The following is a 23335-nucleotide window of genomic DNA, read 5'->3' as shown; positions in this document are numbered from 1 at the left end:
AATCTTCAATCTAAAATTAATAAAGATCGTCAGTTCTCAAGTTCAAGAAACGTTGTGTTGCAAAATAAGTGCTTAACCATGTTATTAAAACGCCAATTCCTAAAACGGCCAATAATACCAAGCCAATCATAGCTTTGTCTTCCAAAATCCCAAGATTTGGAAAACTGGTTTCAACATAAATCAAAACTCCTATTAACGCCAGAACGGCCAAAACTGCTCCAATCATTCCCAGTTTTATGCTTCGCATCACAAAAGGTTTTCTGATAAAAGCTTTTGTTGCGCCTACCATTTGCATGGTTTTAATGATAAATCGGTTGGAATGAATGGACAAACGCAATGAACTATTGATTAACAATACGGCAATAAAAGCTAAGAATACGCTGATTACTAAAATCCACATACTGACTTTTTTAATATTGTCGTTCACTAAATTCACTAATTGTTTGTCATACACAATATCCGAAATCATTGCGTTTTTGCGCAAGCCAGCTTCAATTTTTGTGATACTGTCCTTAATTACATAATCTCCTTTTAAATGAATGTCGTAGGAGTTTTGCAGTGGATTTTCACCTAGAAATTCCATAAAATCCTCACCAATAATATCGGTATGTTCTTTAGCGGCCGCTTCTTTGGTGACATAAGTGTATGATTTTACGAATGGACTTGCTTTTATTTGGGTTCCAAAAGCTTTTACAATACTGTCATTGGCTTCATTCTTGAAAAAAACCGTCATAGCGATATTTTCTTTGAAATCGTTGGCTAATTTTTTAGAATTTATTATAAAAAGTCCCAATATTCCCAATAGAAATAAAACCAAGAATACACTTAGCACTACTGAAAAATAAGAGGAAATTAAACGGCGTTTTTGAAAATTATCAAAGGAAGAACTCATAGTTTAATGAAATTATTGGGTAAAAATAATAAAGAATTTCTTTATTCGAAGTTAATAACGCTCAAAGTTTCGATTTTCGTGCATAAAATGTAAATTTGCTACCTAAAAATAGTCATCGTGAGAAAGCCCTGTGAGGCTTTGTTCTTTTGCAACTTTTATAAAGAGGACTTGAGTGCGCGACAGCATGACTCCATTAAAAAACAATAAAAAAGAGGAATGACTTGAGAGCGCGACAGCATGACTCCATTAAAAAAACAATAAAAAAAGGGAATGAAATACAATCCAAACGAAATAGAAGCCAAATGGCAGAAATATTGGTTAGAAAACGAAACGTTCAAAGCCGAAAATAACTCAGAAAAACCTAAATATTACGTACTCGACATGTTTCCTTATCCATCTGGAGCGGGATTGCACGTAGGACATCCGTTGGGATATATCGCTTCTGACGTGTATTCAAGGTACAAAAGACACCAAGGTTTTAATGTGTTGCACCCAATGGGTTACGATAGTTTTGGATTGCCTGCGGAACAGTATGCGATTCAAACTGGGCAGCGTCCCGAGGATACGACTTCGGTCAATATTGACGGAGGAACGGACAAGGAAGGAAATAAAATTGCTGGATATAGAAAGCAATTGGACAAAATTGGATTCTCTTTCGATTGGAGTAGAGAAGTCCGCACTTCAAATCCTGATTATTACAAGCATACGCAATGGATTTTCATCCAATTATTCAATTCTTGGTACAACAAAAACAGCGACAAAGCCGAAGATATTTCGACTTTGGTTTCCATTTTTTCAACAGAAGGAAATGCGAATATCAATGCGGTTTGCGATGAAAATATTGAAGCTTTTTCAGCAAATGAATGGAACGCTTTCGCAAAAGAACAGCAGGAGAGAATTTTGTTGCAATATAGGTTGACTTATTTAGCCGAGACTGAAGTGAATTGGTGTCCGGGATTAGGAACTGTTTTGGCAAATGACGAAATCGTAAATGGTGTTTCAGAGCGTGGCGGTTTTACGGTTGTCCGTAAGAAAATGACCCAATGGAGCATGCGAATTTCGGCTTATGCAGAACGTTTGTTGCAAGGATTAAATGATATTGATTGGAGTGAAAGCATCAAAGAAAGCCAGAGAAACTGGATTGGGAAATCAGTTGGGGCGACTGTTTCTTTTCAAGTCGAAAGTCAAAAGTCAAAAGTTGAAAGCGAGCAGCGATATATCGATGTGTTTACTACAAGACCCGATACCATTTTTGGAGTAACGTTTATGACCTTGGCTCCAGAACATGAATTGGTTTCTCAAATTACAACAGCAGAACAAAAAGCGGAAGTGGATGCTTATATAGAAAAAACATCAAAACGTTCCGAAAGAGAACGTATGGCTGATGTAAAAACTATTTCGGGAGTATTCACCGGAGCGTATGCGGAACATCCGTTTACCAAAGAATCCATTCCGGTTTGGATTGGAGATTATGTTTTGGCAGGTTATGGAACAGGCGCGGTTATGGCCGTCCCTTGTGGCGATGAAAGAGATTATGCGTTTGCGAATTTCTTCAAGGGTCAAAATGGGATGACAGAAATCAAAAACATTTTTGCAAATGTGGATATTTCTGAGGTTGCATACGGTTCGAAAGACAATGTAATTATCGCCAATTCGGATTTCCTAAACGGACTGACGTACAAAGAAGCGACTAAAAAAGCCATAGAAGAATTAGAAAAACTAAACCAAGGAAAAGGAAAAATCAATTACCGTTTGCGTGATGCGGTTTTCTCTCGCCAGCGGTATTGGGGCGAACCGTTTCCAGTATATTATGTGAATGGCTTGCCACAAATGATTGACGCAAAACATCTGCCAATCATCTTGCCGGAAGTAGAGAAATATTTACCAACTGAAGATGGACAACCGCCTTTAGGAAACGCTTTGGTTTGGGCTTGGGACAGTGTTCAGTGTTCAGTGGTTAGTAATCAGTTAGTTGATGATGTAGCCATTTTCCCTTTGGAATTAAACACGATGCCAGGTTGGGCAGGAAGTTCCTGGTATTGGATGCGATATATGGATGCACACAATGAAAAGGAGTTTGCAAGCGAAGACGCATTGGCGTATTGGGAAAACGTCGATTTATACATTGGCGGTAGCGAACACGCCACCGGACATTTATTGTATTCTCGTTTTTGGAACAAATTCCTAAAAGACAAAGGTTTCGCACCAACCGAAGAACCATTCAAAAAACTGATTAATCAGGGAATGATTTTGGGGATGAGTGCGTTTGTTTACAAGGCTTCAATATTTTGTTCGAAAAGAAGTAAGACAGATGAAGGAAAATATAATGTTGAAAATTATAATGAAATAGTATTTTGGACTAAAAATTTTATTTCTAAGCAGACTGGTTTCGATCAAGAATTTAAAATTAATAGTGCAGAAAATCAAAGTTTATTAGATGCTCTTTTGTTTGAAAAATATAATGTTATTAATGAAGAAGTAACTTACATAATTGAACATATTAATCCTATTCACGTTGATGTTTCTTTAGTTAATTCTTCTGACGAATTAGATGTTGAAAAATTTAAAAAATCAAGAGAAGAATATATTAATGCAATTTTTATCACTGACGACAACGGAAAATACATTGTAGGTCGCGAAATCGAAAAAATGTCGAAATCCAAATACAATGTGGTGACGCCGGATGATATTTGTAATGAATACGGTGCCGATACGTTGCGTTTGTATGAAATGTTCTTAGGACCTTTGGAACAAGCAAAACCTTGGAACACGGCAGGAATTTCGGGCGTTTTTGGTTTCTTGAAAAAACTGTGTCGTTTGTATTTTGATGATAATGGTTTGATTGTTACCAATGAAAAACCAACTAAAGAGAACTTAAAATCATTGCACAAAACTATTAAGAAAGTGGCGGAAGATATTGAAGGATTCTCTTTTAATACATCGGTTTCTCAGTTTATGATTTGTGTGAATGAATTATCCACTCAAAACTGTCATTCACGTGCTATTCTGGAACCATTAGCAATCGTCATTTCACCGTATGCGCCGCACATCGCCGAAGAATTATGGTTGCTGTTAGGAAATACAGAATCTATTGCAACGGTTGCCTTTCCTGTTTTTGAAGCTAAATATTTAGTTGAGAGCGAAAAGGAATATCCAGTTTCTTTCAATGGGAAAATGCGTTTCACGATGGTTTTACCTTTGGATTTAACCAAAGAACAAATCGAGGAAATCGTAATGAAAGACGAAAGAACCATCAAGCAATTAGAAGGAAGATTGCCAAACAAGGTGATTATCGTTCCGGGGAAAATCATCAATTTGGTGGGGTAAAAAATAGTGTTATTATATAAAAAAATCCCAATTCTAACATTTAGAATCGGGATTTTTTTTGTTTTTCAAACAACTAATAAATAATATATTAAGTGTTATTTTTAACTTTTTGTAACATTTTAATAGATTCTGTATCTAAAAGAAAAATTGGGTCATTTAACAACTTAAATCTATTAAAAATGAAAAAGTATTCCTTCTTGGTTATAGTTCTATTGTTTTCAGCATTATATTTAAATGTATTCGGACAAATAAAATCGTATCCGTTTGAAATAAGCAAAACAGGAAAGGGAAAACAATCTATAATCTTCCTGCCCGGATTTGCCAGTTCTGGAGATGTCTGGAATGAAACAAAATCTAATTTCGAAAAAGAGTTTACGTGTTACACATTTACAATGGCGGGTTTTGCTGGGATTAAACCACAACCAGATGCTTCGTTTATAAATTGGGAAACAGAAATCGTGAACTACATTAAAGCAAACAAAATAGAAAAACCAATTATAGTTGGTCACAGTATGGGCGGAGGGCTTGCGTTGGCTATTGCTTCAGATTATCCTGAATTAATAAGCAAAATTGTAGTCGTTGATGCGCTTCCTTGTTTGGCCGCTTTTAGAAATCCATCTTTTAAATCGCTAGAAAATAACGACTGTTCTTCAATGGTTAATCAAATAACGACTATGTCTGAAGATGAATTTTATCAAATGCAAAAAAGAAATATGGCCATGCTTTTGGCAGATGCCTCAAAACAAGAGGAAGCAATTAGTTGGAACATGAAATCAGACCGAAAAATTTTTGGCAAAATGTATTGTGATTTTTCCAATACGGATTTGAGAGATAAAATTACGGCAATAAAATGTCCTGCTTTGATATTATTGGAATTTGGTTTTTCAAATTACAAAGGGCCTATAGAAGCACAATACAAAAACTTAAAAACGGCTAGTTTTCAATATTCGAACAAAGGTTTACACTTTATTATGTATGATGATAAAGAATGGTATTTAGCACAACTAAACAACTTTATAAAAGCATAATAATGGAGTTTGAACAACTATACAAATCCTATTGGCAAAAAGTTTTTCGATTGTGCATGGGTTACGTAAATGATTATGACATTGCACAGGATATGGCGCAGGAAACGTTTATTATTGTTTGGCAAAAACTTGACACATTTAGAAATGAATCGGGTGTCGGAACTTGGATTTTCCGAATTGCATCCAACAATTGCTTGAGGCAGATTGACAAAGAAAAACGATTTCCCAAGTCAGAACTGCCGATTTATATTGCCGAAGAAAGGGACTATTCGCTTGATCCTCAAATTCTATTTTTGTATAAATGCGTTGCCGAATTGCCAGAAATCGATCGCATTATTATTTCACTCGAACTGGAAGATGTAAAACAAGCTGAAATTGCCAATATCGTCGGACTCTCAGAAGCCAATACAAGAGTAAAAATTCATAGAATAAAAGAAAAATTAACTCAAAAGTTTAAAGAAAATGGACAATAATATAGACTTTAAAGATTTATGGAAACAACAGGCCGTAAGCCCGCCAAATATTGAGGAATTGCTTTCTAAACTGAAATATTTCAAGAGAGTAAGCCTTAGAAAATTAGTTATAACAAATGTTTTACTAATCGCGACAAGTGCATTTATTATTTTTATCTGGTATTTTTATCAGCCTGAGTTTATTTCAACCAAAATCGGAATTATTTTGACTATTTCCGCAATGCTGATGTATTTGTTCGTCTACAATAAATTAGTTGGATTTTATAAAACAGTTGATCGTACTCAAAGTAATAGTGAATACCTGCAAAAATTAATTTCGATTAAAACAAAACAGCATTTTTTGCAATCTACCATGTTGAGTTTGTATTTTATACTGCTTGGATCCGGGTTATGTTTGTACATGTATGAATACACATCCCGTATGACAATATTTTGGGGAATTTTTACTTATGTAGTAATGTTGGAATGGATTGGGTTTACTTGGTTTTATTTAAGACCAAAAGAAATCAAAAAAGAGCAGGCTAAAGTCAACGGTTTGATCGCTAAATTTGAAGCTGTGCATAAGCAGTTGAGTGTTAATGAATAATGTTATTGCTGTTTTCTTGTGCCATTTTGACATTGTAAAAAAATGGTTCAAAATTTGATGTTTTATTTTAAACATTTAAATAAAAAACAAAAATATGGGAATGGGTTATTTGATTCTTGCCGGAGCTATTATGCTTTTCAGCTGGTTAGTTAGTTCAAGACTAAAAAGCAAATTTGAACATTATTCTAAATTACAATTACAAAACGGAATGTCAGGCGTTGAAATTGCCGAAAAAATGCTTGCCGATAATGGGATTCGCGATGTAAGAGTTATCTCTACGCCGGGTCGTTTGACGGACCATTACAATCCAGCAGATAAAACAGTGAATTTGAGTGAAGCGGTTTACAACCAACGAAATGCGGCCGCGGCGGCTGTGGCGGCTCACGAATGTGGTCACGCCGTGCAACATGCTGTGGGATATCAATGGTTGACGATGCGTTCTAAGTTAGTGCCGGTAGTGAATGTGGCTTCCACTTACATGCAATGGATTTTGCTTGGAGGAATCTTGATGATGAAAACTTTTCCACAGTTACTATTGGTAGGCATTATTATTTTTGCAGCGACGACGTTGTTCTCCATAGTTACTTTACCGGTAGAATATGACGCAAGCAATCGAGCATTGGCTTGGTTAGAAAACAAAAGAATGTTGACACCACAAGAACATGCTGGCGCTAAAGATTCCTTGAAATGGGCTGCAAGAACGTATGTTGTGGCTGCTTTAGGATCTATTGCAACCTTGTTGTATTATGTTTCGATTTATATGGGTGGAAGAAGAAATTAGATTCTTCGTTTAAAAATAAAAAAACGTCTTGTTCAAAAACAAGACGTTTTTTTTGTTCAATAAGCAACGCAACAGGTATTCGATTAAACGGAACTATAATTGAATCTGCCTGTCGATTTGCTGATTTAGGGAAATAAAGGTTTCTGTTCTGGAAACACCTTCTATCGCTTGGATTTTGGTGTTGAGTAAATGCATTAAATGTTCGTTGTCCCGACAAATAATTTTTATCAGAATCGACCAGTTTCCTGTGGTGTAATGGCATTCTAATACTTCAGGGATTTTCTTTAATTCACGCACCGCTTCTGGATTTCGGGCTGCTTTGTCCAAATAAATTCCAACAAAAGCCATCGTATTGTAACCCAGAATTTTATTGTTTACGGTGAATTTTGATCCCGAAATAACGCCAGACTGCTCCAGTTTCCGCAAACGTTGATGAATTGCCGCTCCTGAAATTCCTATTTTATTGGCGATTTGAAGAATTGGTTTTCGGGCATCTTCCATTAGGTCGCGTAAAATTTCTTTGTCTATGCCGTCAATTTCTACAATTAAGGAATTAATTTTCATGAGTTGTTATTTTAAACTAAAATACAAAATTTAGTTTAGATTGGAAATCAAATTTAATGTAAAAACGATTAAATTCGATATTTACTACGTTTTAATTGCAAGTTTTTTGTCACATAGAGTGCAGTCGAAATGCTAAAATTATTATGGACTGCGCTTAAACTGACAGCAGGACTAATTTCTACTTATCGTTAATACATGAAAAAGAACCACAACGCGATTTTACACTTGGCGCCATAAAAAAAGCCATTCAGATTGCGAATGGCTTTTGTAATTGTATCTAAAAAGTATTTTTTTATTTTCCTTTATTGGCTTCAATAATGTATTTTTCCAAAGCCATTGTCATAGAAGGCGTTGCTGGTGTTGGTGCAAGAATATCGACTCTCAAACCATGATCTAAAGCTTCTTTTTGAGTCGTGCTTCCAAAAACGGCAATTCGAGTGTTGTTTTGTTCGAAATCTGGGAAGTTTTTGAACAATGATTTTATTCCGGTTGGGCTGAAGAAAGCCAAAATATCATAATATACATCAGCTAAATCAGACAAATCGCTCATCACCGTTTTGTAAAAAACAGCTGGAGTCCAATCTACTTTTAATGCGTTTAACGTAATAGGCGCATCGGCATTTAATTGGTCTGAAGCAGGCAACAAGAATTTTTCGTCTTTGTATTTTTTTATTAATGGAGATAAATCGGCAAAATCTTTTGGTCCTACGTAAATTTTACGTTTTCTGTACACTACATATTTTTGCAGGTAAAAAGCGATGGCTTCTGATTGACAAAAATATTTTAATCCTTCCGGAACTTTATAACGCATTTCATCAGCTACTCTGAAAAAATGGTCAACAGCATTTTTACTGGTTAAAATAATAGCGGTGTAATGATTGAGATCGATTTTTTGAAGTCTAATCTCTTTGGCATTAACTCCTTCTACATGAATAAAAGGTCTGAAATCAATTTTTACTTTATACTTTTGCTGAAGTTCAAAGTAAGGCGAATTTTCCACCTTGGGCTCGGGTTGTGACACCAAAATTGTTTTCACTTTCATATATAACGTTTTCTAAGCACTCTCTTTTGTAAACCAATAATACATAAAATAATACGGAGCTATTTCGAGAGCGCAAAGATATAAAATAAAATAAAACAACTTACCGAATATTAAATTTTGATAATTTTTTATTGAAACAAAATAAGTTAGTATGTTTATTATCAGTATTATAGCTATAATTACTAACGGAATATTTCTTGAAATTGAGTCGTAATAAAACAAAATTATATTCAAAGGCAGTATGAATAATCCAATATACGTTCTGTAAGTCACTTTTTGCAAGTTAAACTGTTCCATAAATTCTTCGATATTGAAGGATGTGGCAATTATTTTTTCAATCAAATATTTCGATAAAATAAAGAAAACCAAAAACGTAAATATCTGAATGTAGAGCAACCAATCTGTTTTTAAGGCATGACCAAAATAACTCAGCGAAATTTGAATGAAAAATGCAAGAGAAATGACTTGGACAAAAAATAAGGCGACAGTAAATCCGCTTCTCATATGGCTGCTGTCCCTATAAACTTTGGTGTATTTGTTGGAAAAAATTAGGTTTGCAAAATCACCAAATCGATTTTCGAAAACAGATTTAGTAATCGCAATAATTGCAAAAGACAGAACAAAAAGTACGGTTGCCCAGTCTTTATTCTCAGTTATTCGGGGGTGAAGAATAGTTTCGATCATAACGCTGCAAAATTACTAATTTTTCTATCATTCTTTTTATTATAATTTTATTAAGGCTGAAATGGCAAAAAAAGGGTACTTTTGCAGGGAAATTAGTCAAAATATGAATGATTGCATTGTTATAATCCCTACTTATAACGAAATTGAAAATATAGAAAGCATTATTCGATCAGTGCTCTCGCAACACAAACCTTTTCATGTTCTAATTATTGATGATAATTCGCCGGATCATACTGCTGATAAGGTCGTTTTACTTCAATCAGAATTTGAGGATAGATTGTTTTTGGAACAAAGAGAAAAGAAGGCAGGTTTGGGAACCGCTTATGTTCATGGATTTAGATGGGCACTGCGACAAAAATATGATTACATTTTTGAAATGGATGCTGATTTTTCCCATAACCCCAATGATTTAGAAAAATTATACAGCGCTTGTTATTTTGGTGATGCCGATTTAGCGATTGGTTCCCGTTATGTGACGGGAGTAAATGTGGTAAACTGGCCCTTAAGCCGCGTCTTGATGTCGTATTTCGCATCGGTTTATGTGCGAATGATTACGGGAATGAAAATTCATGATGCCACAGCCGGTTTCGTCTGTTACAAAAGAAAAGTTTTAGAAGAGATCAACTTAGATAAGATAAAATTTGTTGGATACGCCTTTCAAATTGAAATGAAGTACAGAACCTACTGTAAAAAGTTTAAAATTACGGAGGTTCCAATTATTTTTACCGACAGAACAAAAGGGCAGTCCAAAATGAGTAATTCGATAATTGTCGAAGCCGTTTTTGGAGTTATTGCGCTCAGATTAAAAAGATTATATAACACATTATAAGAAAAAGATACGATGAACAGGGTTTTAATTAAGAATGCCAGAATAGTAAATGAAGGAGTGATTTTTGAAGGCGATGTATTAATTGAGAATGACTTAATTGTTGAAATTTCAGAAAGTATCAGTGCCAAATTTTCGGACTGTAAGATTATTGATGCCGAAGGAAATTATTTGATTCCGGGTGCAATTGATGACCAGGTGCATTTTAGAGAGCCTGGACTGACGCACAAAGGCGATATTGAATCCGAATCCAGAGCGGCAGTTGCAGGCGGTATTACTTCCTACATCGAGCAACCCAACACTATTCCCAATGCAGTCACCCAAGAAATATTAGAGCAAAAATACGAGTTGGCTGCCCAGAAGTCCTTTGCGAATTATTCGTTTATGATGGGCGCTACCAATGATAATTTGGAAGAAGTTTTAAAGACCAATCCAAAGAATGTTGCCGGAATCAAAATATTTTTAGGTTCGTCAACCGGAAATATGTTGGTGGACAATGAAGCAACTTTAGAGAAAATATTTTCGAGTACGCCCATGCTTATTGCGGTGCATTGTGAAGATGAAGCGACCATCAAAAATAATTTAGCGAAATACAAAGAAGAGTTTGGAGAGGATGTTCCCGTTACGGTGCATCACCTCATCCGAAGCGAGGAAGCGTGTTATATTTCGTCTTCCAAGGCGGTTGCGTTGGCTAAGAAAACAGGCGCTCGTTTGCATATTTTTCATCTTTCCACTGCGAAAGAAATGGATTTGTTTACAAATAAAATTCCATTGGAAGAAAAGAAAATTACTGCTGAAGTATGCGTGCACCATTTGTGGTTTACCAATGATGATTATGCTACGAAGGGCAACCTAATAAAATGGAATCCTGCTGTGAAAACCGCTAATGACAGAAAAGTGCTTTGGGAAGCATTACTGGACGACCGAATTGATGTGATTGCTACAGATCACGCGCCACATACTTTAGAAGAGAAAAAGCAATCGTACCTGAATGCGCCTTCCGGCGGACCATTAGTGCAACATGCTGTTGTGGCTATGTTTGAAGCGCACCACCAAGGAAAAATAAGTGTAGAAAAAATTGTGGAGAAAATGTGCCACAATCCGGCAAAAATATTCAAAATAGAGAAACGAGGTTTTATTAAAGAAGGCTATTATGCCGATTTGGTAATTGTAAATTCAGGTTTGCCTTGGAGCGTAAAAAAAGAAAACATTTTGGCTAAATGTGGTTGGTCTCCATTTGAAGGATTTACTTTTAAATCCAGAATTACCCATACTTTTGTGAACGGACAATTAGTCTACAACGCTTTTAAAGTGAAAGATATTCGTGCAGGAAAACGCTTATTGTTCGAAAGATAAAATTTATCAGATGAAAAAAATCGTATCATTTTTAGCAATATTGACTCTTTTAGTAAGTTGTAAAGACGTAGTAGTGCAAAAACCAGAACGTCTTATCGAGAAAGACGTGATGCTTGATGTGATGTATGATTTAGCTGTTTTGGAGGCGATAAAATATCAAAATCCAGCTTCTTTGGATACTTTTAAAATAAATTCAAGAGACTATATTTATAAAAAATATAAAATTGACAGCCTTCAGTTTGCCAAAAGCAATGTGTATTACGCATCGGATTATGATGATTATAAATTGATGTTTGAACAGATTTCAAAACGACTGGATGCCAATAAAAAAAGCGTCGATTCATTAGTGAATTTAGAAAAAAAGAAAAAGAAACTACTTCTTCAAAAAAATAAAAAACCAGCTCCTATAGTCGGTGACACAACGAAATTGAAATAATATAACTGCAGTTTTACAGTTTAGAAATCTCTTTTATGTATTGATGAATAGTAATGAAATCAGTTTCCAATCGGTCTTTAATCTTCTCATTAGAATAATTATTTACCGAATAGGAAGCTCTTACAGTGGCTTGGGATAATTTTCTCTTTTGCTGAAACACATTTGAAACAAACCAATCCAGCCTCCAGAGTATTTCCATAAAAAAGGGTTTAGCATGAATTTTAGGTCGTTGCACACCAAATGAATCGGCCATAGAATTGAGAATGTCACGGAAAATACTATTTTCTGCAATCAAAGTAAAGCGTTCATTTTTAATTTCGCTTTGCATTAATTGATGCGCCATTCGAATAACATCAGTTACGGCAACAAATCCCGTTGAGCCCATTGTATAAAATTTCAACCCGTTTTTTACTTTCGTAAAAAGTTGCCCACTTCCTTGTTCTCTAAAACCGGGCCCGAGAATGACACCAGGATTAACAATTATAACATCTAAACCTTCTTGTTGTCCGCGCCAAATTTCCATTTCGGCGCCATATTTAGAAATGGCATAATCAGTATGGTACTTTTCCGGATTCCATTCCGTTTCTTCTGTGATGAATTTTTCATGAGGCAGTAAATCACCTAAAGTAGCAATGGAACTGACAAAACACAGTTTTTTTATTTGATAAGAAATACAGAAATTCACAATATTAGCCGTGCCTTCAATGTTTGTTTTTCGCAATAGATTTTCATCTTTGGGGTCAAAAGAAATCAAAGCGGCGCAATGGTACACATTGTCAATATTTTGAAAGGCAATTTCTAAGGAAGGAACTTTAGTAATATCTGCGGGAATCCATTCGATTTGCTCAAATAGGAATTCCTTTTTATAGGTAGCGAACAATGATTTGGTTTTCTGCATTGAAGCGACACTTCGATACATAGCGCGTACCTTTTCTCCATTATCAATTAAATGAAGCAATAGATGCGCGCCCACTAAACCAGTTCCTCCTGTGACTAAAATCATATTTACAAATGTAATGAAATCAATTTCAATGGCAATAGCAATAGCAATTTCAATCGGATGACATTTTCAATCACAACTTCAATTTAGCACTTTAAAATTAATTTTTTTACAAAAATTGTTATTGTAATTGAAATTGATTTTTGCCATTGATATTATTATCTTTGTGCAAATTGATTAAAAAAGATGAAGAATTTTATTGAAGAAGTAACTTGGAGAGGAATGCTCCACGATGTTATGCCCGGCACAGAAGAACATTTGATGGAACAAATGCGTGTGGCGTATGTGGGAATTGATCCAACTGCCGATTCATTGCATATAGGACATTTAGTTGGCGTGATGTTGTTGAAACATTTTCAGCTTTCTGGACACAAGCCATTAGCTTTAGTGGGTGGCGCAACAGGAATGATTGGTGATCCATCAGGAAAATCGAATGAAAGAAATTTATTGGACGAACCAACATTACGTCACAATCAAGAAGCTATAAAAGGGCAATTGGCTCGTTTTTTGGATTTTACCTCCGATGCGGCTAATGCGGCTGAGTTAGTGAATAATTACGACTGGATGAAGAATTTTTCTTTTCTGGATTTTATTCGTGATGTAGGTAAACATATTACCGTAAATTATATGATGGCAAAAGATTCTGTGAAGAAGCGTTTGTCATCCGAAGCTGCCGAAGGAATGTCTTTTACAGAGTTCACCTATCAATTGGTTCAAGGATATGACTTTTTGCATTTGTACAGACAAAAGAATTGTACGCTTCAAATGGGAGGAAGTGATCAGTGGGGAAATATCACCACGGGAACTGAATTAGTCCGTAGAATCGCCAGTGGAAAAGCGTATGCGTTGACTTGTCCGTTGATTACAAAAGCGGATGGAACCAAATTTGGAAAATCCGAAGGCGGAAATATTTGGTTGGATGCCGCAAGAACTTCGCCATATAAATTTTACCAATATTGGTTGAATACATCTGATATCGATGCGGAAAAATACATCAAGATTTTTACTTTTTTATCGAAAGAAGAAATCGAAGTTCTAACTGAAAAACATAAAGAAGTGCCACATTTGCGTATGTTACAAAAACGTCTGGCCGAAGAAATTACGATGATGGTTCATTCAATAGAAGATTTAGAAAATGCAATAAAAGCGTCGAATATTTTGTTCGGAAATTCTACTTCGAATGATTTGAAACAATTGGACGAAGCCACTTTCTTAGATGTTTTTGATGGAGTTCCTCAAGCGGAAATCAGCAGAAATGAAATTGAAACTGGAATTAATATTGTTGACGTTCTAAACGAAAAAACAGGATTTCTAAAATCGAATGGTGAAGCAAGGCGAGCTTTGACAGCCAATTCTATTTCAGTAAATAAAGAAAAAGTAGCTGAAGAATTCGTGCTTTTGAGCAAAGATTTAATCAACAATCAGTTCGTATTATTGCAAAGCGGAAAGAAAAATTATTTTGTGGTGCGAGTGGTTTAATCGTTTAACTGGTAAATTGTTTAATTGTAACTTCAGTTAACCGACTAAGCAAATTAACCATAAACCTTCTTACAAAACCATCAAATTACAACCACGAATATCAGAATTATCAAAACGTCCTAATACCTCGAAAGAGTTGTTGGGATTTTTTTTGCCCAAATCCTGCGTGGCAATAAACGAACAGGAATTGATGTTAGCCAAATCTATCACGTTGATTCCGCCTGTTTTTCCGTCTTGGATGTAGGTCAAAGCATCTTCTGTATCACGAACGAGGATTTGCATCCAAGAGGGGCATTCAAACACTCCGTTTCCTAAAGAATACGCTTGCGAAAGTAATTCGGTCATTCCATATTCTGAATGTATGGCCGAAACGCCAAAACCTTTACACAATTGTTCGTGCAGTTCTTCCCGAATCATTTCTTTTCTTTTGCCTTTCATACCGCCCGTTTCCATGATAATGGTATGCTGCAGTTGGAACTGTTGTTTCTCGATTAAGTCTAACAACGCAAAAGTCACCCCAATCAGAATCACATTTTGGCCAGCCTCATCTAAAGCGATAAGTTTAGCAATTAGTTCGTCATGATTGTGCAGGTAAAAACCACTGTCGGTATGATTTGATTCTGCAATTAAATCCTTTACCATGTATATTAATGAAGAGCCTTCTCGTTCCAGATAGGATGGAAGCAAGGCCAAAACAACATAATCTTCAATATTGCCATAAAATTCAGAAAATCCTTTACGATAACTTTCGTTATACAAGCTGACATCGGTAACTAGATGTTTGCTGGTAATTATTCCGGTGGTTCCGCTGCTGGTGAAGGTTTCTTGAATGGGATTGGTATTCGAAACCACTTCGTGACTTTTGAAGAACTGAATTGGTAAAAATGGAATCTGTTGAAGAGATTTTACTTTTTGAGGATTTGTTTTTAAAAAATCACAAAACTCCTGATACACTTTATTGTTTTCATATTGGAAACGAAACATTTTCAAGGCAATTTTTTCAAACTGTTTTTGACTTGAAATGGTAAATATATCTGTTGATGTGATCAAGAATTTTTTTTGCAAAAGTAATCAAAAATTCAAAGGCAAACCAATAACGGAATTGGATAAACTTGAGTCTTAGGATTAATTCCTTTTGAACAAGACACAAAAAAAGCCCCAATTGCAATTGGAGCTTTAGTGCTGTATTTTTGAAATTATCGGATAATTAATTTTCTGGTTGCTGATGCTTCTCTTTCATTGATTTTTATAATGTAAACTCCTGAAGAAAGATTCGAAACATTTAATTCTCTAGAGCTGATCACGGTTTGAAGTACTTTTTTTCCTAAGACATCAAAAATAATTATTTCTTTATCAAGTTCGTTTTTTGTAGAAATGTAAACTTTGCCATTACTCACAGGATTCGGGTACAAGCTTAAACCTTCTATAGTGGCGGTTTCTTGCATTCTTGGTTGTTGTTTAATTTCTTGAGCACTGCCGTTCAGAGAAAATAAAAGAACCAATACAGTAATAATATAAAAGTAGTTTTTTGCCATCAGATAAGTTTGAGAAGTAAATGTACAAATATAAATTCAAAAAGCATACCAAAAAAAAACATCCTGATTGCTCAGGATGTTTGATATGAAATATAGATTGTTATTTACAAATTTCCTAATAAGTTAACCCCATCAACTATAGCCCAAGCACCAGGAGTCAATACAGCTCCATTAGCAGTAGTACTAGTTGTATAGTTCGCAGGTAAAAATGTTACTGTGAAAGTTGTTGTGCCAGCACCCCATAAAGAAGTATTGTCTGCAATTTTTACATTAAGCATTTTAATTTTTCCTGTAAGAACTTGATTGGTGTTTGTAGCAGCATCTTGAATTCTTACTGAAGTCGCATTTGCTGATGTATATCCAGAAATTACTACATTAGAATATTCTCCATTTCCTTCTTTTTTAAATTGGATTGCATCTACTTCAAGAGGATTTCCTGCCTCTGTAACTGTTCCTGTTGCTCTTCTTAAAGTAATATTTGATACTTTAGGAAAGAATGCATTATTTACACTTTTTGATTCGATTTCCATTCCAAAATTTCCAGCTCCAGTTTGATACGCGTACCAGTTGGTGTTCGCCTGACCTTGCCATCCATCTTGCCAGTCAAAAGAATCATCTGTATTTCCATAAGAAATAAGGTTTTTAGCACTCACTGTTCCTCCGTAAAATTCAAATCCATCATCAGCGCCTTTATATGAAACCAAATTTTCTAATACTGTTCCAGAGCCAACTGAATAAAATGAGAAACCATTCATCTCAGAATTTCCGTCAAGTATTTTTTTACCAGCATATTCTACTCTAACATATTTTAGTGAACCACCATTATGTGCTGCATTTGTACCACCGTAAACAATATTTGTACCATCTTCAGAAGTTGCATTAGTGATAGGCGATCCGTCTGCAGTTTTCCCAGAAACAATTGGAGCATCACCAAACATGATTATACCACCCCAAGAACCTGCAGTTTTAGATTTTTCAGTGAACACCACTGGTTCAGCAGCAGTTCCTGCAATATTTAATTTTCCTCCGTTTTCTACTAACAATGCATCTGTACCATTTGAAGCATCCGCAGTAACTACTGAACCCGCTTCAAAAGTTAAAGTAACGCCGCTTTTTACTCTCACGGTGCCGCTTAAAGCGTAAGCACCTTTTATGTACGTTTTTGATGCCGCAATGTCACCGGTGATATCGCCTGTTGCCGAGGGTGGAGTAACCGCTACATCATCGTCACTTGAAGTACAACTTGTAAAAACTAAGCTTAATAAGGCAAGGCTGAATACTAATTTTTTCATTTTAATGATTTTAAAATTATAATTTTTTTTATTATTTATTTTATTCAAAAGTACATCGAGTCTCCTGTAATTTAGTTACGTAATTGTTACTAAAGTATTATATAACAATCAATTTGATGTAAATTTTATGTTACTTGGGTAACCAAAAAAAAGAGCTTTAGGAGCTCTTTTTCTTATCAATAATTTTTTTGTTGTTAAAATGTGTATCCGATGTTAACAGAGAATCCGACACCTTTTTTGAATTCTCTTAACACTAATGAGTCTTCAGTAATATTTATAGTGCTTTTACTTCCTAACTCTTTTTTATAACTTGGATTTAAGATGTTGTCTACGCCAAATTTAAGTTCGACATTTTTTGAAAGTGAGCTCGTCCAGATGAAATCTAATTTACTGAATGATTTTTCATAAATGTGATCAATTCCTGATGAACCTACCGCGAAAATTCGGTCTCCGTAAACATTATAAACTAATGTCATAGAGTTTTTCCAGTCTTTTCTCAAGACAAAATCGTATTTTAGATCGGAATTAATCAACCAGCTTGATGCTCCTTGTAATTTTCGGTTAGTACTATTTTCTAATTCGTTTCCTTGTTTAGTAGGATTTACTTTTACATCAGTACTCATCAATGACGTATTCAGACCAAAGGAGAAATTAGAAAGTGATTCGTTAATTCTGCTCAATTGTAAAAGCATTTCTATTTCTGCACCATAAATAACGGCTTGTTCAGAGTTTTTGAAAGTTGTGATTTGACCACCACTGTTTGCAGTTGGTTTGAAAACTCTTTCAATAGGATTGTTAATTACTTTTCCAAATACTCCTACAGCAAACAATTCTTTGTTGTTTGGGAATAATTCATATTTGAAATCAGCATTGTAATTTTCACTGTCTTTCAAATCTGAATTACCACTTTCTGAAGTTCCGTCTGGATTAATGTAGTTTATTGGTAACAATTCCATTGCAACTGGTCGAGTTATTGTTTTTGCCAATGAAAGTCTCAAATTACTGTTTTCACTTAAAATGCGTTTTGCATTTACAGACGGTAAGATATCAAGTTTATCATCGGTCTTTTTGCGGAAAGCACTTCCAAAAACATCACCTTGGTTTCTGTATTTTATTACACGAGTAGAATTTTCAGCTCTAATTCCGGCATTCAAATCCCATTTTTCTCCAAGATTCATAAACAAATTGAAATATCCTGCATTGATAAACTGATTCAATTTAAATTTATAATCTCCATTAGACTCTTCCTGAACATAAACAATTCCGTTGTTGATGTCTTGGTTGATGTTTTGGCTAATAGTATTTAAATCGGCAGTATAATTTTTCTCAATACTTCTTCTTCCTGAGAAGAAACGGTACGAAGATTCCATGTCGTTCAGCGAACTGTTGTATCCAACAGAAAGTGTATTAGAATCTTCTTGGTTTCCAAATTTCAAATTATATTCCAAAAGTGATGAGTAATAAAAGTTTCCTTTTACATCTAAGAATTGACGGTTCAGGTTGTTACCACCATAAGACATATTGATGTCATTTTCGTTAACTTTTATACCAGTAATAAATTTTCTGTCCGGTTGCTGAAAAGAAGTTTTGATATAGGAACCTCCGGCTTTCAAACTGTGTTTGCCGTCTTCAGATAATTTATAATCCCCGTACAATTGAGTGTTCCAGTAATTAGACTCCTCATACTGATTTAATCGGATAAGATTATTCGTTTGATTTGCTAAACTGTTTGTGTATCCTAATTGATCTTGAATTTTGCTTTCGGTCGCTTTAATTAAAAACGTGTTAAAATTTAAATTAAAACGGTTTGTTTTGTATTTCATTCCAGCTAAACCTGAAAATGTAGTGAAGTAACTGTATTGTGTATTGTATAAATTATTGTCGAAGTTCCCTTGTCCAAGATTAAAAGTTCTGTCTACACCTTCTCTGAAAGTGTATTTATTGTCAAAATTAAATGACATAATATAACTGATATTTTTCTCATTCTTAAGACTGAATTTTTGTGCATGTAAAAAACCAATGCTGGAATTCAATGGACTTTGTGTACTGTTGACATCCCATGATTTGTTACCAAATCCATTTTCATGTTCTGTTGGAGAAAGTCTTTGTCCACTGGGAACTGATCCAAAAATACTTGGAAGTGCTCTGTCTTTTCCGATAAGTCCTAAAGTTCCTTTAGTAGAGTTTGAATCATCCGAAATAAGGAAATCTTTAAGATTATTGTTAGTTGTGTAGCCAAAACCAATATTCAACTTAGTAATGTTTTTTGCTTGCGGTGTTTCAATGTTAACGGTTGCTCCAGCAAAATCTCCAGAAATATTAGGATTGAAGGTTTTATAGATGTTCAGAACTCCTACGACATCTGTAGGGAACAAATCCAGTGGAATGATTTTTTTGAAAGGACTGTTTGACGGTGATTGTAAATCGTTTATCAATAAGTTATTGTAACGGTCTTCTAAACCTCTAATAAATAATCCTCTACCGTCAACTTTAGTAATTCCAGTGATTTTTGTCAAACCTTCTTCAACATCACTAATACCTTTACGGGCCATTTCTTGTGCGCCGATGCTTTGTTTGATCACAACCGCTTGTTTTTGGTCTAATAATAAGGCAGTTTCCTTTTCTCTATTTACTGCAGCTCTAACAATTACGTCTTCTAATTTATATCCGGCGGAACCTAATGCTTGATTTATAGTTACAATTTCATTTGCAACAATAGTTACGGGAACTTCTACGGATTCATAACCTACGAAACTAAATTGAATAATATAGTTTCCCGGTGCTGCAGCAATGGAATATTTCCCATCAATATCTGTGTTGGTTCCATTTGTTGTACCTTTAATAACAACGTTAGCAAATGGTAAGGATTGATTATTAGCATCTTTGTCTGTTAACATTCCAGTAACTGTTCCTTTATTTTGTGAAAAAGAAATGCCTGTTAGTAATAACGTGAAAAATAGTAACTTGAGTTTCATTTGTTTAATTTTTTTGCAAAGTAACGCCCGAAATGTAAAATGTAAGTTACTGGCTTGTTATGGTTATGTTTTGTTTTGTGCTGTAAAATGAACCCAATATTAAATTACGGTTAACAGCTTTTCAATACCCCATTTATTATTACATTTACAATTCAAAAACAATTTTTGGCGCTTTATGAAGAAAAAACACACCAAGATTCTATTAGTAGACGACGAACCGGATATCTTAGAAATTGTAGGTTACAACCTCTCTCAGGAAGGATATCAAATCTTTACAGCGGCAAACGGGAAAGAGGCTGTAGCCAAGGCAAAAAAGGAAATTCCAGACCTTATTATAATGGATGTTATGATGCCGGAAATGGATGGAATGGAGGCTTGTGAAAACATTCGAAAAATTCCGGAACTTAGCAATGTTCTCATCACTTTCCTGACAGCCAGAAGCGAAGATTACTCGCAAGTTGCTGGTTTTGATGCTGGTGCGGATGATTACATTACCAAACCTATCAAACCTAAATTATTAGTTAGTAAAGTAAAAGCTTTGTTGCGCCGATTAAAGGAAAAAGAGCAAAACAGCGAAACACTAAACGTAGGCGGAATCGAAATTAACCGGGAAGAATACAAAATTGTAAAAGATAATATTGAAATTGCATTACCCAGAAAAGAATTTGAGTTGTTTTATCTTTTGGCTTCAAAACCAGGAAAAGTATTCAAACGAGACGAAATCTTGGATAAAGTTTGGGGTAATGAAGTAGTAGTGGGCGGAAGAACAATTGACGTTCACATCAGAAAATTACGTGAAAAAATAGGCGAAGATTTCTTCAAAACAATCAAAGGAGTGGGATATAAGTTTGAAGTGTAAATGACAATAAATTTTAAAAAAACATATCGTTTTGCCGTCAAGTCGGCTTTATATATTACTCTTTTTTCTACAGGATTAGTTAGTTATCTCACCTACTTGTTTTTTACTATTTCTTATCAGTTTTCCCTTCTTTTTGCCTTGTCAATTGCTACATTTTCCTTTGTCGTAATTCAATATCGGGTGGAACGTTTCATTTATAAAAAGGTAAAAAAAATATACGATGATGTTTCTTTATTGGAATCAAGTACGTTTAGGAATCAGCCTATAACTACTGATATGGCCACACTTACCCGTGAAGTCAAAAAGTTTGCCACGGATAAAAAACTGGAAATAGAAACATTAAAAGTCCGTGAAGAATACAGAAGAGAGTTTTTGGGCAATGTTTCTCACGAACTCAAAACTCCGCTTTTTATGGTTCAAGGCTATCTGTCAACTTTGCTTGACGGCGCCATGAACGACAAAACAATTCGAAAAAAATACTTAGAACGAGCCGAAAAAGGTGTGGAAAGACTCATTTACATTGTTCAGGATTTAGATATGATTTCCAAACTCGAAATTGGCGAATTGAACTTGGAAGTAGCTAAATTTGATATCGTTAAACTCGTTCAAAATGTGTTTGATTTGCTTGAAATGAAAGCTTCCAAAAAAGATATTTTGTTGATGTTTGATATGAAATACAACAAACCTATTATGGTTCTGGGCGATCAGGAAAAAATCCAGCAAGTGGTCATGAATTTGATTGTGAATTCTATTAAATACGGAAAATTAAAGGGATCAACCGAAGTCAGTATTGAAGACTTAACAGATGAAAAAGTAATCGTTCGGGTAACCGATAACGGCGAAGGAATAGAGAAAAAAAATATTTCGAGACTTTTTGAACGTTTTTACAGAGTAGATAAAAGTGGTGCTAGAACAGAAGGAGGTTCTGGCTTGGGATTATCTATTGTAAAGCACATAATTGAAGCCCATGAGGAGAAAATTTATGTAGACAGTACTTTTGGAGTCGGGTCTGAATTTTCTTTTACCCTTGAAAAAGTAAGAAACAATTAAGAAAATATAGTTACTAAAGATTTACTATTTTAAAAACCAATTCATCAGAATTGGTTTTTTTTATGCCTAAAAAAAATTTGCTATTTCTCAAAAACCTGAAATAAATTTGTCCAATCTATTTTAGAATCTAATCGTGGCAACCCTTTATAATTGTGAATTTCCTGAATGTTTTCCATCCTGAAATCATTTTGATTCGAATAAGGAGCTAGGCCTTCTTTCTTTAATTTTTTAGCCAAATATTCCTGTTCGTATTGCCCGGGTGTGGGAATAAAAAAAGCCTTCTTTCTCAAGATTGCAAGATCCATTATTGTGGTGTAACCGGAACGACAAAGCACCATTTCACTTTCGTTAAAAGCTTGTTCCAGCGCTGTTGAATTCATGAAATTATAATAAGTTACATTTCCTTTTACAACAATTTTCTGCTCAGATTCAACGTTTCCTTCAATAAAAATCACATTTCCTTCAAACCGAGCGATTTCTTTTTTTAAATGGGTTTCTAATAATCCCCGTTGAGGTTCCGGTCCCGAAAGAATCACGAGCAAGTCGTACTTTTTGGGCAATAGTTTCTTTTGCAGTCTGCTTACCGGTCCAATATATTTAATGTTGGGATTCACGCTGTCAATATGGCCCAATTTCCCCGTCAGATTTAGATTGCCGGGATGATCCGGAACCCAGCATTCGGTATATTTATTCATAACATATTGATGGATTTTACTTGTAATCCAAGTCGTGTTCCCTGTCAATACATTCAATTGGTGTGTAATATACACCGAGGGAACTTTCCTATCGAAAACACCCATCCTGTTATCCGAAATAATGGCGTCAATGGCGTATTTTTCAATCCAGTTTTCAGTTATTTTTTTTTCTTGGCGAACAGCTTTTAGGGTTCTCAAACTATTTTTTAGTAATTTCCATTTGAAATTTTGTCCTTTTTTTGCATATTCTATTTGGTATGAGGGAAGTTCCAGTGTTTGTATGTTGGGGAATTCCTTTTCTAACAATGCCAACGCTATCCCATCGGATGCAATTATTGGGATATAGTTGTTTTCTAATAACGCTTTAATGACTGGAATGCATCGTGTCGCGTGACCTAAACCCCAATTCAAAGGTGCAACTAAAATAGTTTTTTGTTCCGATTTCAAATCCATGT

At 34.9% G+C, this 23335-nt stretch carries 21 protein-coding genes; 11 read left to right on the top strand and 10 right to left on the bottom strand.

What is annotated here, in order from left to right:
* Positions 1-16: 16 nt before the first annotated feature.
* On the bottom strand, positions 17-892 hold the full coding sequence (locus tag ACP7AQ_RS08440; protein WP_426095130.1) for a cell division protein FtsX: 876 nt from the start codon (positions 890-892) through the stop codon (positions 17-19).
* 270 nt (positions 893-1162) lie between these two features.
* On the opposite strand from ACP7AQ_RS08440, the gene ACP7AQ_RS08435 reads away from it, so the two are divergent.
* The 5 genes from ACP7AQ_RS08435 (at position 1163) to ACP7AQ_RS08415 (ending at position 7087) form a co-directional block, all read left to right on the top strand.
* Positions 1163-4219 (top strand): leucine--tRNA ligase, encoded by a 3057-nt coding sequence (locus ACP7AQ_RS08435; protein ID WP_426095129.1) that lies wholly within the window; start codon positions 1163-1165, stop codon positions 4217-4219.
* Between the two features lie 179 nt (positions 4220-4398).
* On the top strand, positions 4399-5247 hold the full coding sequence (locus ACP7AQ_RS08430) for an alpha/beta fold hydrolase (RefSeq protein WP_426095128.1): 849 nt from the start codon (positions 4399-4401) through the stop codon (positions 5245-5247).
* 2 nt (positions 5248-5249) lie between these two features.
* Positions 5250-5720 (top strand): RNA polymerase sigma factor, encoded by a 471-nt coding sequence (locus tag ACP7AQ_RS08425; RefSeq protein WP_426095127.1) that lies wholly within the window; start codon positions 5250-5252, stop codon positions 5718-5720.
* The gene (locus ACP7AQ_RS08420; RefSeq protein WP_426095126.1) at positions 5710-6306 is read left to right on the top strand and encodes a hypothetical protein; all 597 of its coding nucleotides are present in this window, start codon (positions 5710-5712) and stop codon (positions 6304-6306) included. The genes ACP7AQ_RS08425 and ACP7AQ_RS08420 overlap by 11 nt, the downstream gene beginning before the upstream one ends.
* A 94-nt stretch (positions 6307-6400) precedes the next feature.
* Positions 6401-7087: a zinc metallopeptidase gene (locus ACP7AQ_RS08415; RefSeq protein WP_426095125.1), complete on the top strand. Its 687-nt coding sequence runs from the start codon at positions 6401-6403 to the stop codon at positions 7085-7087.
* A 93-nt stretch (positions 7088-7180) separates the two neighbouring features.
* On the opposite strand, the gene ACP7AQ_RS08410 is transcribed toward ACP7AQ_RS08415, so the two are convergent.
* The 3 genes from ACP7AQ_RS08410 to ACP7AQ_RS08400 form a co-directional block, all read right to left on the bottom strand.
* Positions 7181-7651 (bottom strand): Lrp/AsnC ligand binding domain-containing protein, encoded by a 471-nt coding sequence (locus tag ACP7AQ_RS08410; RefSeq protein ID WP_426062846.1) that lies wholly within the window; start codon positions 7649-7651, stop codon positions 7181-7183.
* Positions 7652-7943: 292 nt separating this feature from the next.
* Positions 7944-8693: a uroporphyrinogen-III synthase gene (locus tag ACP7AQ_RS08405; RefSeq protein WP_426062847.1), complete on the bottom strand. Its 750-nt coding sequence runs from the start codon at positions 8691-8693 to the stop codon at positions 7944-7946.
* A gap of 12 nt (positions 8694-8705) precedes the next feature.
* Positions 8706-9377: a DUF4271 domain-containing protein gene (locus ACP7AQ_RS08400; RefSeq protein ID WP_426062848.1), complete on the bottom strand. Its 672-nt coding sequence runs from the start codon at positions 9375-9377 to the stop codon at positions 8706-8708.
* A 103-nt stretch (positions 9378-9480) separates the two neighbouring features.
* Here ACP7AQ_RS08400 and ACP7AQ_RS08395 point away from each other — a divergent pair, with 103 nt between their 5' ends.
* The 3 genes from ACP7AQ_RS08395 to ACP7AQ_RS08385 are packed head-to-tail and all read left to right on the top strand — an operon-like array spanning position 9481 to position 11995.
* Complete coding sequence (locus ACP7AQ_RS08395) at positions 9481-10206, top strand: polyprenol monophosphomannose synthase (RefSeq protein WP_426062849.1); 726 nt, start codon at positions 9481-9483, stop codon at positions 10204-10206.
* A gap of 12 nt (positions 10207-10218) precedes the next feature.
* A complete protein-coding gene (locus ACP7AQ_RS08390; protein WP_426095124.1) occupies positions 10219-11559 on the top strand; it encodes a dihydroorotase in 1341 nt (446 codons plus the stop codon).
* A 10-nt stretch (positions 11560-11569) separates the two neighbouring features.
* Positions 11570-11995, top strand: a complete 426-nt coding sequence (locus ACP7AQ_RS08385; protein WP_426095123.1) for a DUF4296 domain-containing protein — start codon at positions 11570-11572, stop codon at positions 11993-11995.
* 13 nt (positions 11996-12008) lie between these two features.
* Here ACP7AQ_RS08385 and ACP7AQ_RS08380 read toward each other — a convergent pair whose 3' ends face one another.
* A complete protein-coding gene (locus ACP7AQ_RS08380; RefSeq protein ID WP_426095122.1) occupies positions 12009-12998 on the bottom strand; it encodes an NAD-dependent epimerase/dehydratase family protein in 990 nt (329 codons plus the stop codon).
* A 183-nt stretch (positions 12999-13181) separates the two neighbouring features.
* Between ACP7AQ_RS08380 and tyrS the strand changes: the two genes are divergently transcribed.
* On the top strand, positions 13182-14474 hold the full coding sequence (gene tyrS / locus ACP7AQ_RS08375) for a tyrosine--tRNA ligase (RefSeq protein WP_426095121.1): 1293 nt from the start codon (positions 13182-13184) through the stop codon (positions 14472-14474).
* Positions 14475-14543: 69 nt separating this feature from the next.
* Here tyrS and ACP7AQ_RS08370 read toward each other — a convergent pair whose 3' ends face one another.
* From ACP7AQ_RS08370 to ACP7AQ_RS08355, 4 genes are all read right to left on the bottom strand, one after another.
* A complete protein-coding gene (locus ACP7AQ_RS08370) occupies positions 14544-15524 on the bottom strand; it encodes an acyl transferase (RefSeq protein ID WP_426095120.1) in 981 nt (326 codons plus the stop codon).
* Positions 15525-15670: 146 nt separating this feature from the next.
* Positions 15671-16009, bottom strand: coding sequence for a T9SS type A sorting domain-containing protein (locus ACP7AQ_RS08365; RefSeq protein WP_426062855.1), 339 nt, complete (start codon positions 16007-16009; stop codon positions 15671-15673).
* 104 nt (positions 16010-16113) lie between these two features.
* Complete coding sequence (locus ACP7AQ_RS08360) at positions 16114-17301, bottom strand: hypothetical protein (RefSeq protein ID WP_426095119.1); 1188 nt, start codon at positions 17299-17301, stop codon at positions 16114-16116.
* Positions 17302-17495: 194 nt separating this feature from the next.
* On the bottom strand, positions 17496-20276 hold the full coding sequence (locus ACP7AQ_RS08355; protein WP_426095118.1) for an outer membrane beta-barrel protein: 2781 nt from the start codon (positions 20274-20276) through the stop codon (positions 17496-17498).
* Between the two features lie 175 nt (positions 20277-20451).
* Between ACP7AQ_RS08355 and ACP7AQ_RS08350 the strand changes: the two genes are divergently transcribed.
* Positions 20452-21135, top strand: coding sequence for a response regulator transcription factor (locus tag ACP7AQ_RS08350; RefSeq protein WP_426062858.1), 684 nt, complete (start codon positions 20452-20454; stop codon positions 21133-21135).
* Positions 21136-22185: a sensor histidine kinase gene (locus ACP7AQ_RS08345; protein ID WP_426090770.1), complete on the top strand. Its 1050-nt coding sequence runs from the start codon at positions 21136-21138 to the stop codon at positions 22183-22185.
* An 80-nt stretch (positions 22186-22265) separates the two neighbouring features.
* On the opposite strand, the gene ACP7AQ_RS08340 is transcribed toward ACP7AQ_RS08345, so the two are convergent.
* Positions 22266-23333, bottom strand: coding sequence for a glycosyltransferase (locus ACP7AQ_RS08340; protein ID WP_426095117.1), 1068 nt, complete (start codon positions 23331-23333; stop codon positions 22266-22268).
* Between the last annotated feature and the right edge of the window lie 2 nt (positions 23334-23335).

The sequence above is a fragment of the Flavobacterium sp. DSR2-3-3 genome (genome assembly GCF_049896585.1).
Classification (GTDB): domain Bacteria; phylum Bacteroidota; class Bacteroidia; order Flavobacteriales; family Flavobacteriaceae; genus Flavobacterium.
The sequence above is the reverse complement of the archived record's forward strand: the minus strand, read 5'-3'. Positions and strand labels throughout refer to the sequence as shown.

Excerpts from the sequence above, each read along its gene's own strand:
- ACP7AQ_RS08405 (WP_426062847.1), bottom strand. The coding sequence starts at position 8,693 with ATGAAAGTGAAAACAATTTTGGTGTCACAACCCGAGCCCAAGGTGGAA.
- ACP7AQ_RS08415 (WP_426095125.1), top strand. The coding sequence starts at position 6,401 with ATGGGAATGGGTTATTTGATTCTTGCCGGAGCTATTATGCTTTTCAGC.
- ACP7AQ_RS08355 (WP_426095118.1), bottom strand. The coding sequence starts at position 20,276 with ATGAAACTCAAGTTACTATTTTTCACGTTATTACTAACAGGCATTTCT.
- ACP7AQ_RS08440 (WP_426095130.1), bottom strand. The coding sequence starts at position 892 with ATGAGTTCTTCCTTTGATAATTTTCAAAAACGCCGTTTAATTTCCTCT.
- ACP7AQ_RS08385 (WP_426095123.1), top strand. The coding sequence starts at position 11,570 with ATGAAAAAAATCGTATCATTTTTAGCAATATTGACTCTTTTAGTAAGT.
- ACP7AQ_RS08390 (WP_426095124.1), top strand. The coding sequence starts at position 10,219 with ATGAACAGGGTTTTAATTAAGAATGCCAGAATAGTAAATGAAGGAGTG.
- ACP7AQ_RS08410 (WP_426062846.1), bottom strand. The coding sequence starts at position 7,651 with ATGAAAATTAATTCCTTAATTGTAGAAATTGACGGCATAGACAAAGAA.
- ACP7AQ_RS08380 (WP_426095122.1), bottom strand. The coding sequence starts at position 12,998 with ATGATTTTAGTCACAGGAGGAACTGGTTTAGTGGGCGCGCATCTATTG.
- ACP7AQ_RS08425 (WP_426095127.1), top strand. The coding sequence starts at position 5,250 with ATGGAGTTTGAACAACTATACAAATCCTATTGGCAAAAAGTTTTTCGA.
- tyrS (WP_426095121.1), top strand. The coding sequence starts at position 13,182 with ATGAAGAATTTTATTGAAGAAGTAACTTGGAGAGGAATGCTCCACGAT.
- ACP7AQ_RS08340 (WP_426095117.1), bottom strand. The coding sequence starts at position 23,333 with ATGGATTTGAAATCGGAACAAAAAACTATTTTAGTTGCACCTTTGAAT.
- ACP7AQ_RS08345 (WP_426090770.1), top strand. The coding sequence starts at position 21,136 with ATGACAATAAATTTTAAAAAAACATATCGTTTTGCCGTCAAGTCGGCT.
- ACP7AQ_RS08435 (WP_426095129.1), top strand. The coding sequence starts at position 1,163 with ATGAAATACAATCCAAACGAAATAGAAGCCAAATGGCAGAAATATTGG.
- ACP7AQ_RS08360 (WP_426095119.1), bottom strand. The coding sequence starts at position 17,301 with ATGAAAAAATTAGTATTCAGCCTTGCCTTATTAAGCTTAGTTTTTACA.
- ACP7AQ_RS08420 (WP_426095126.1), top strand. The coding sequence starts at position 5,710 with ATGGACAATAATATAGACTTTAAAGATTTATGGAAACAACAGGCCGTA.
- ACP7AQ_RS08350 (WP_426062858.1), top strand. The coding sequence starts at position 20,452 with ATGAAGAAAAAACACACCAAGATTCTATTAGTAGACGACGAACCGGAT.
- ACP7AQ_RS08400 (WP_426062848.1), bottom strand. The coding sequence starts at position 9,377 with ATGATCGAAACTATTCTTCACCCCCGAATAACTGAGAATAAAGACTGG.
- ACP7AQ_RS08365 (WP_426062855.1), bottom strand. The coding sequence starts at position 16,009 with ATGGCAAAAAACTACTTTTATATTATTACTGTATTGGTTCTTTTATTT.
- ACP7AQ_RS08395 (WP_426062849.1), top strand. The coding sequence starts at position 9,481 with ATGAATGATTGCATTGTTATAATCCCTACTTATAACGAAATTGAAAAT.
- ACP7AQ_RS08430 (WP_426095128.1), top strand. The coding sequence starts at position 4,399 with ATGAAAAAGTATTCCTTCTTGGTTATAGTTCTATTGTTTTCAGCATTA.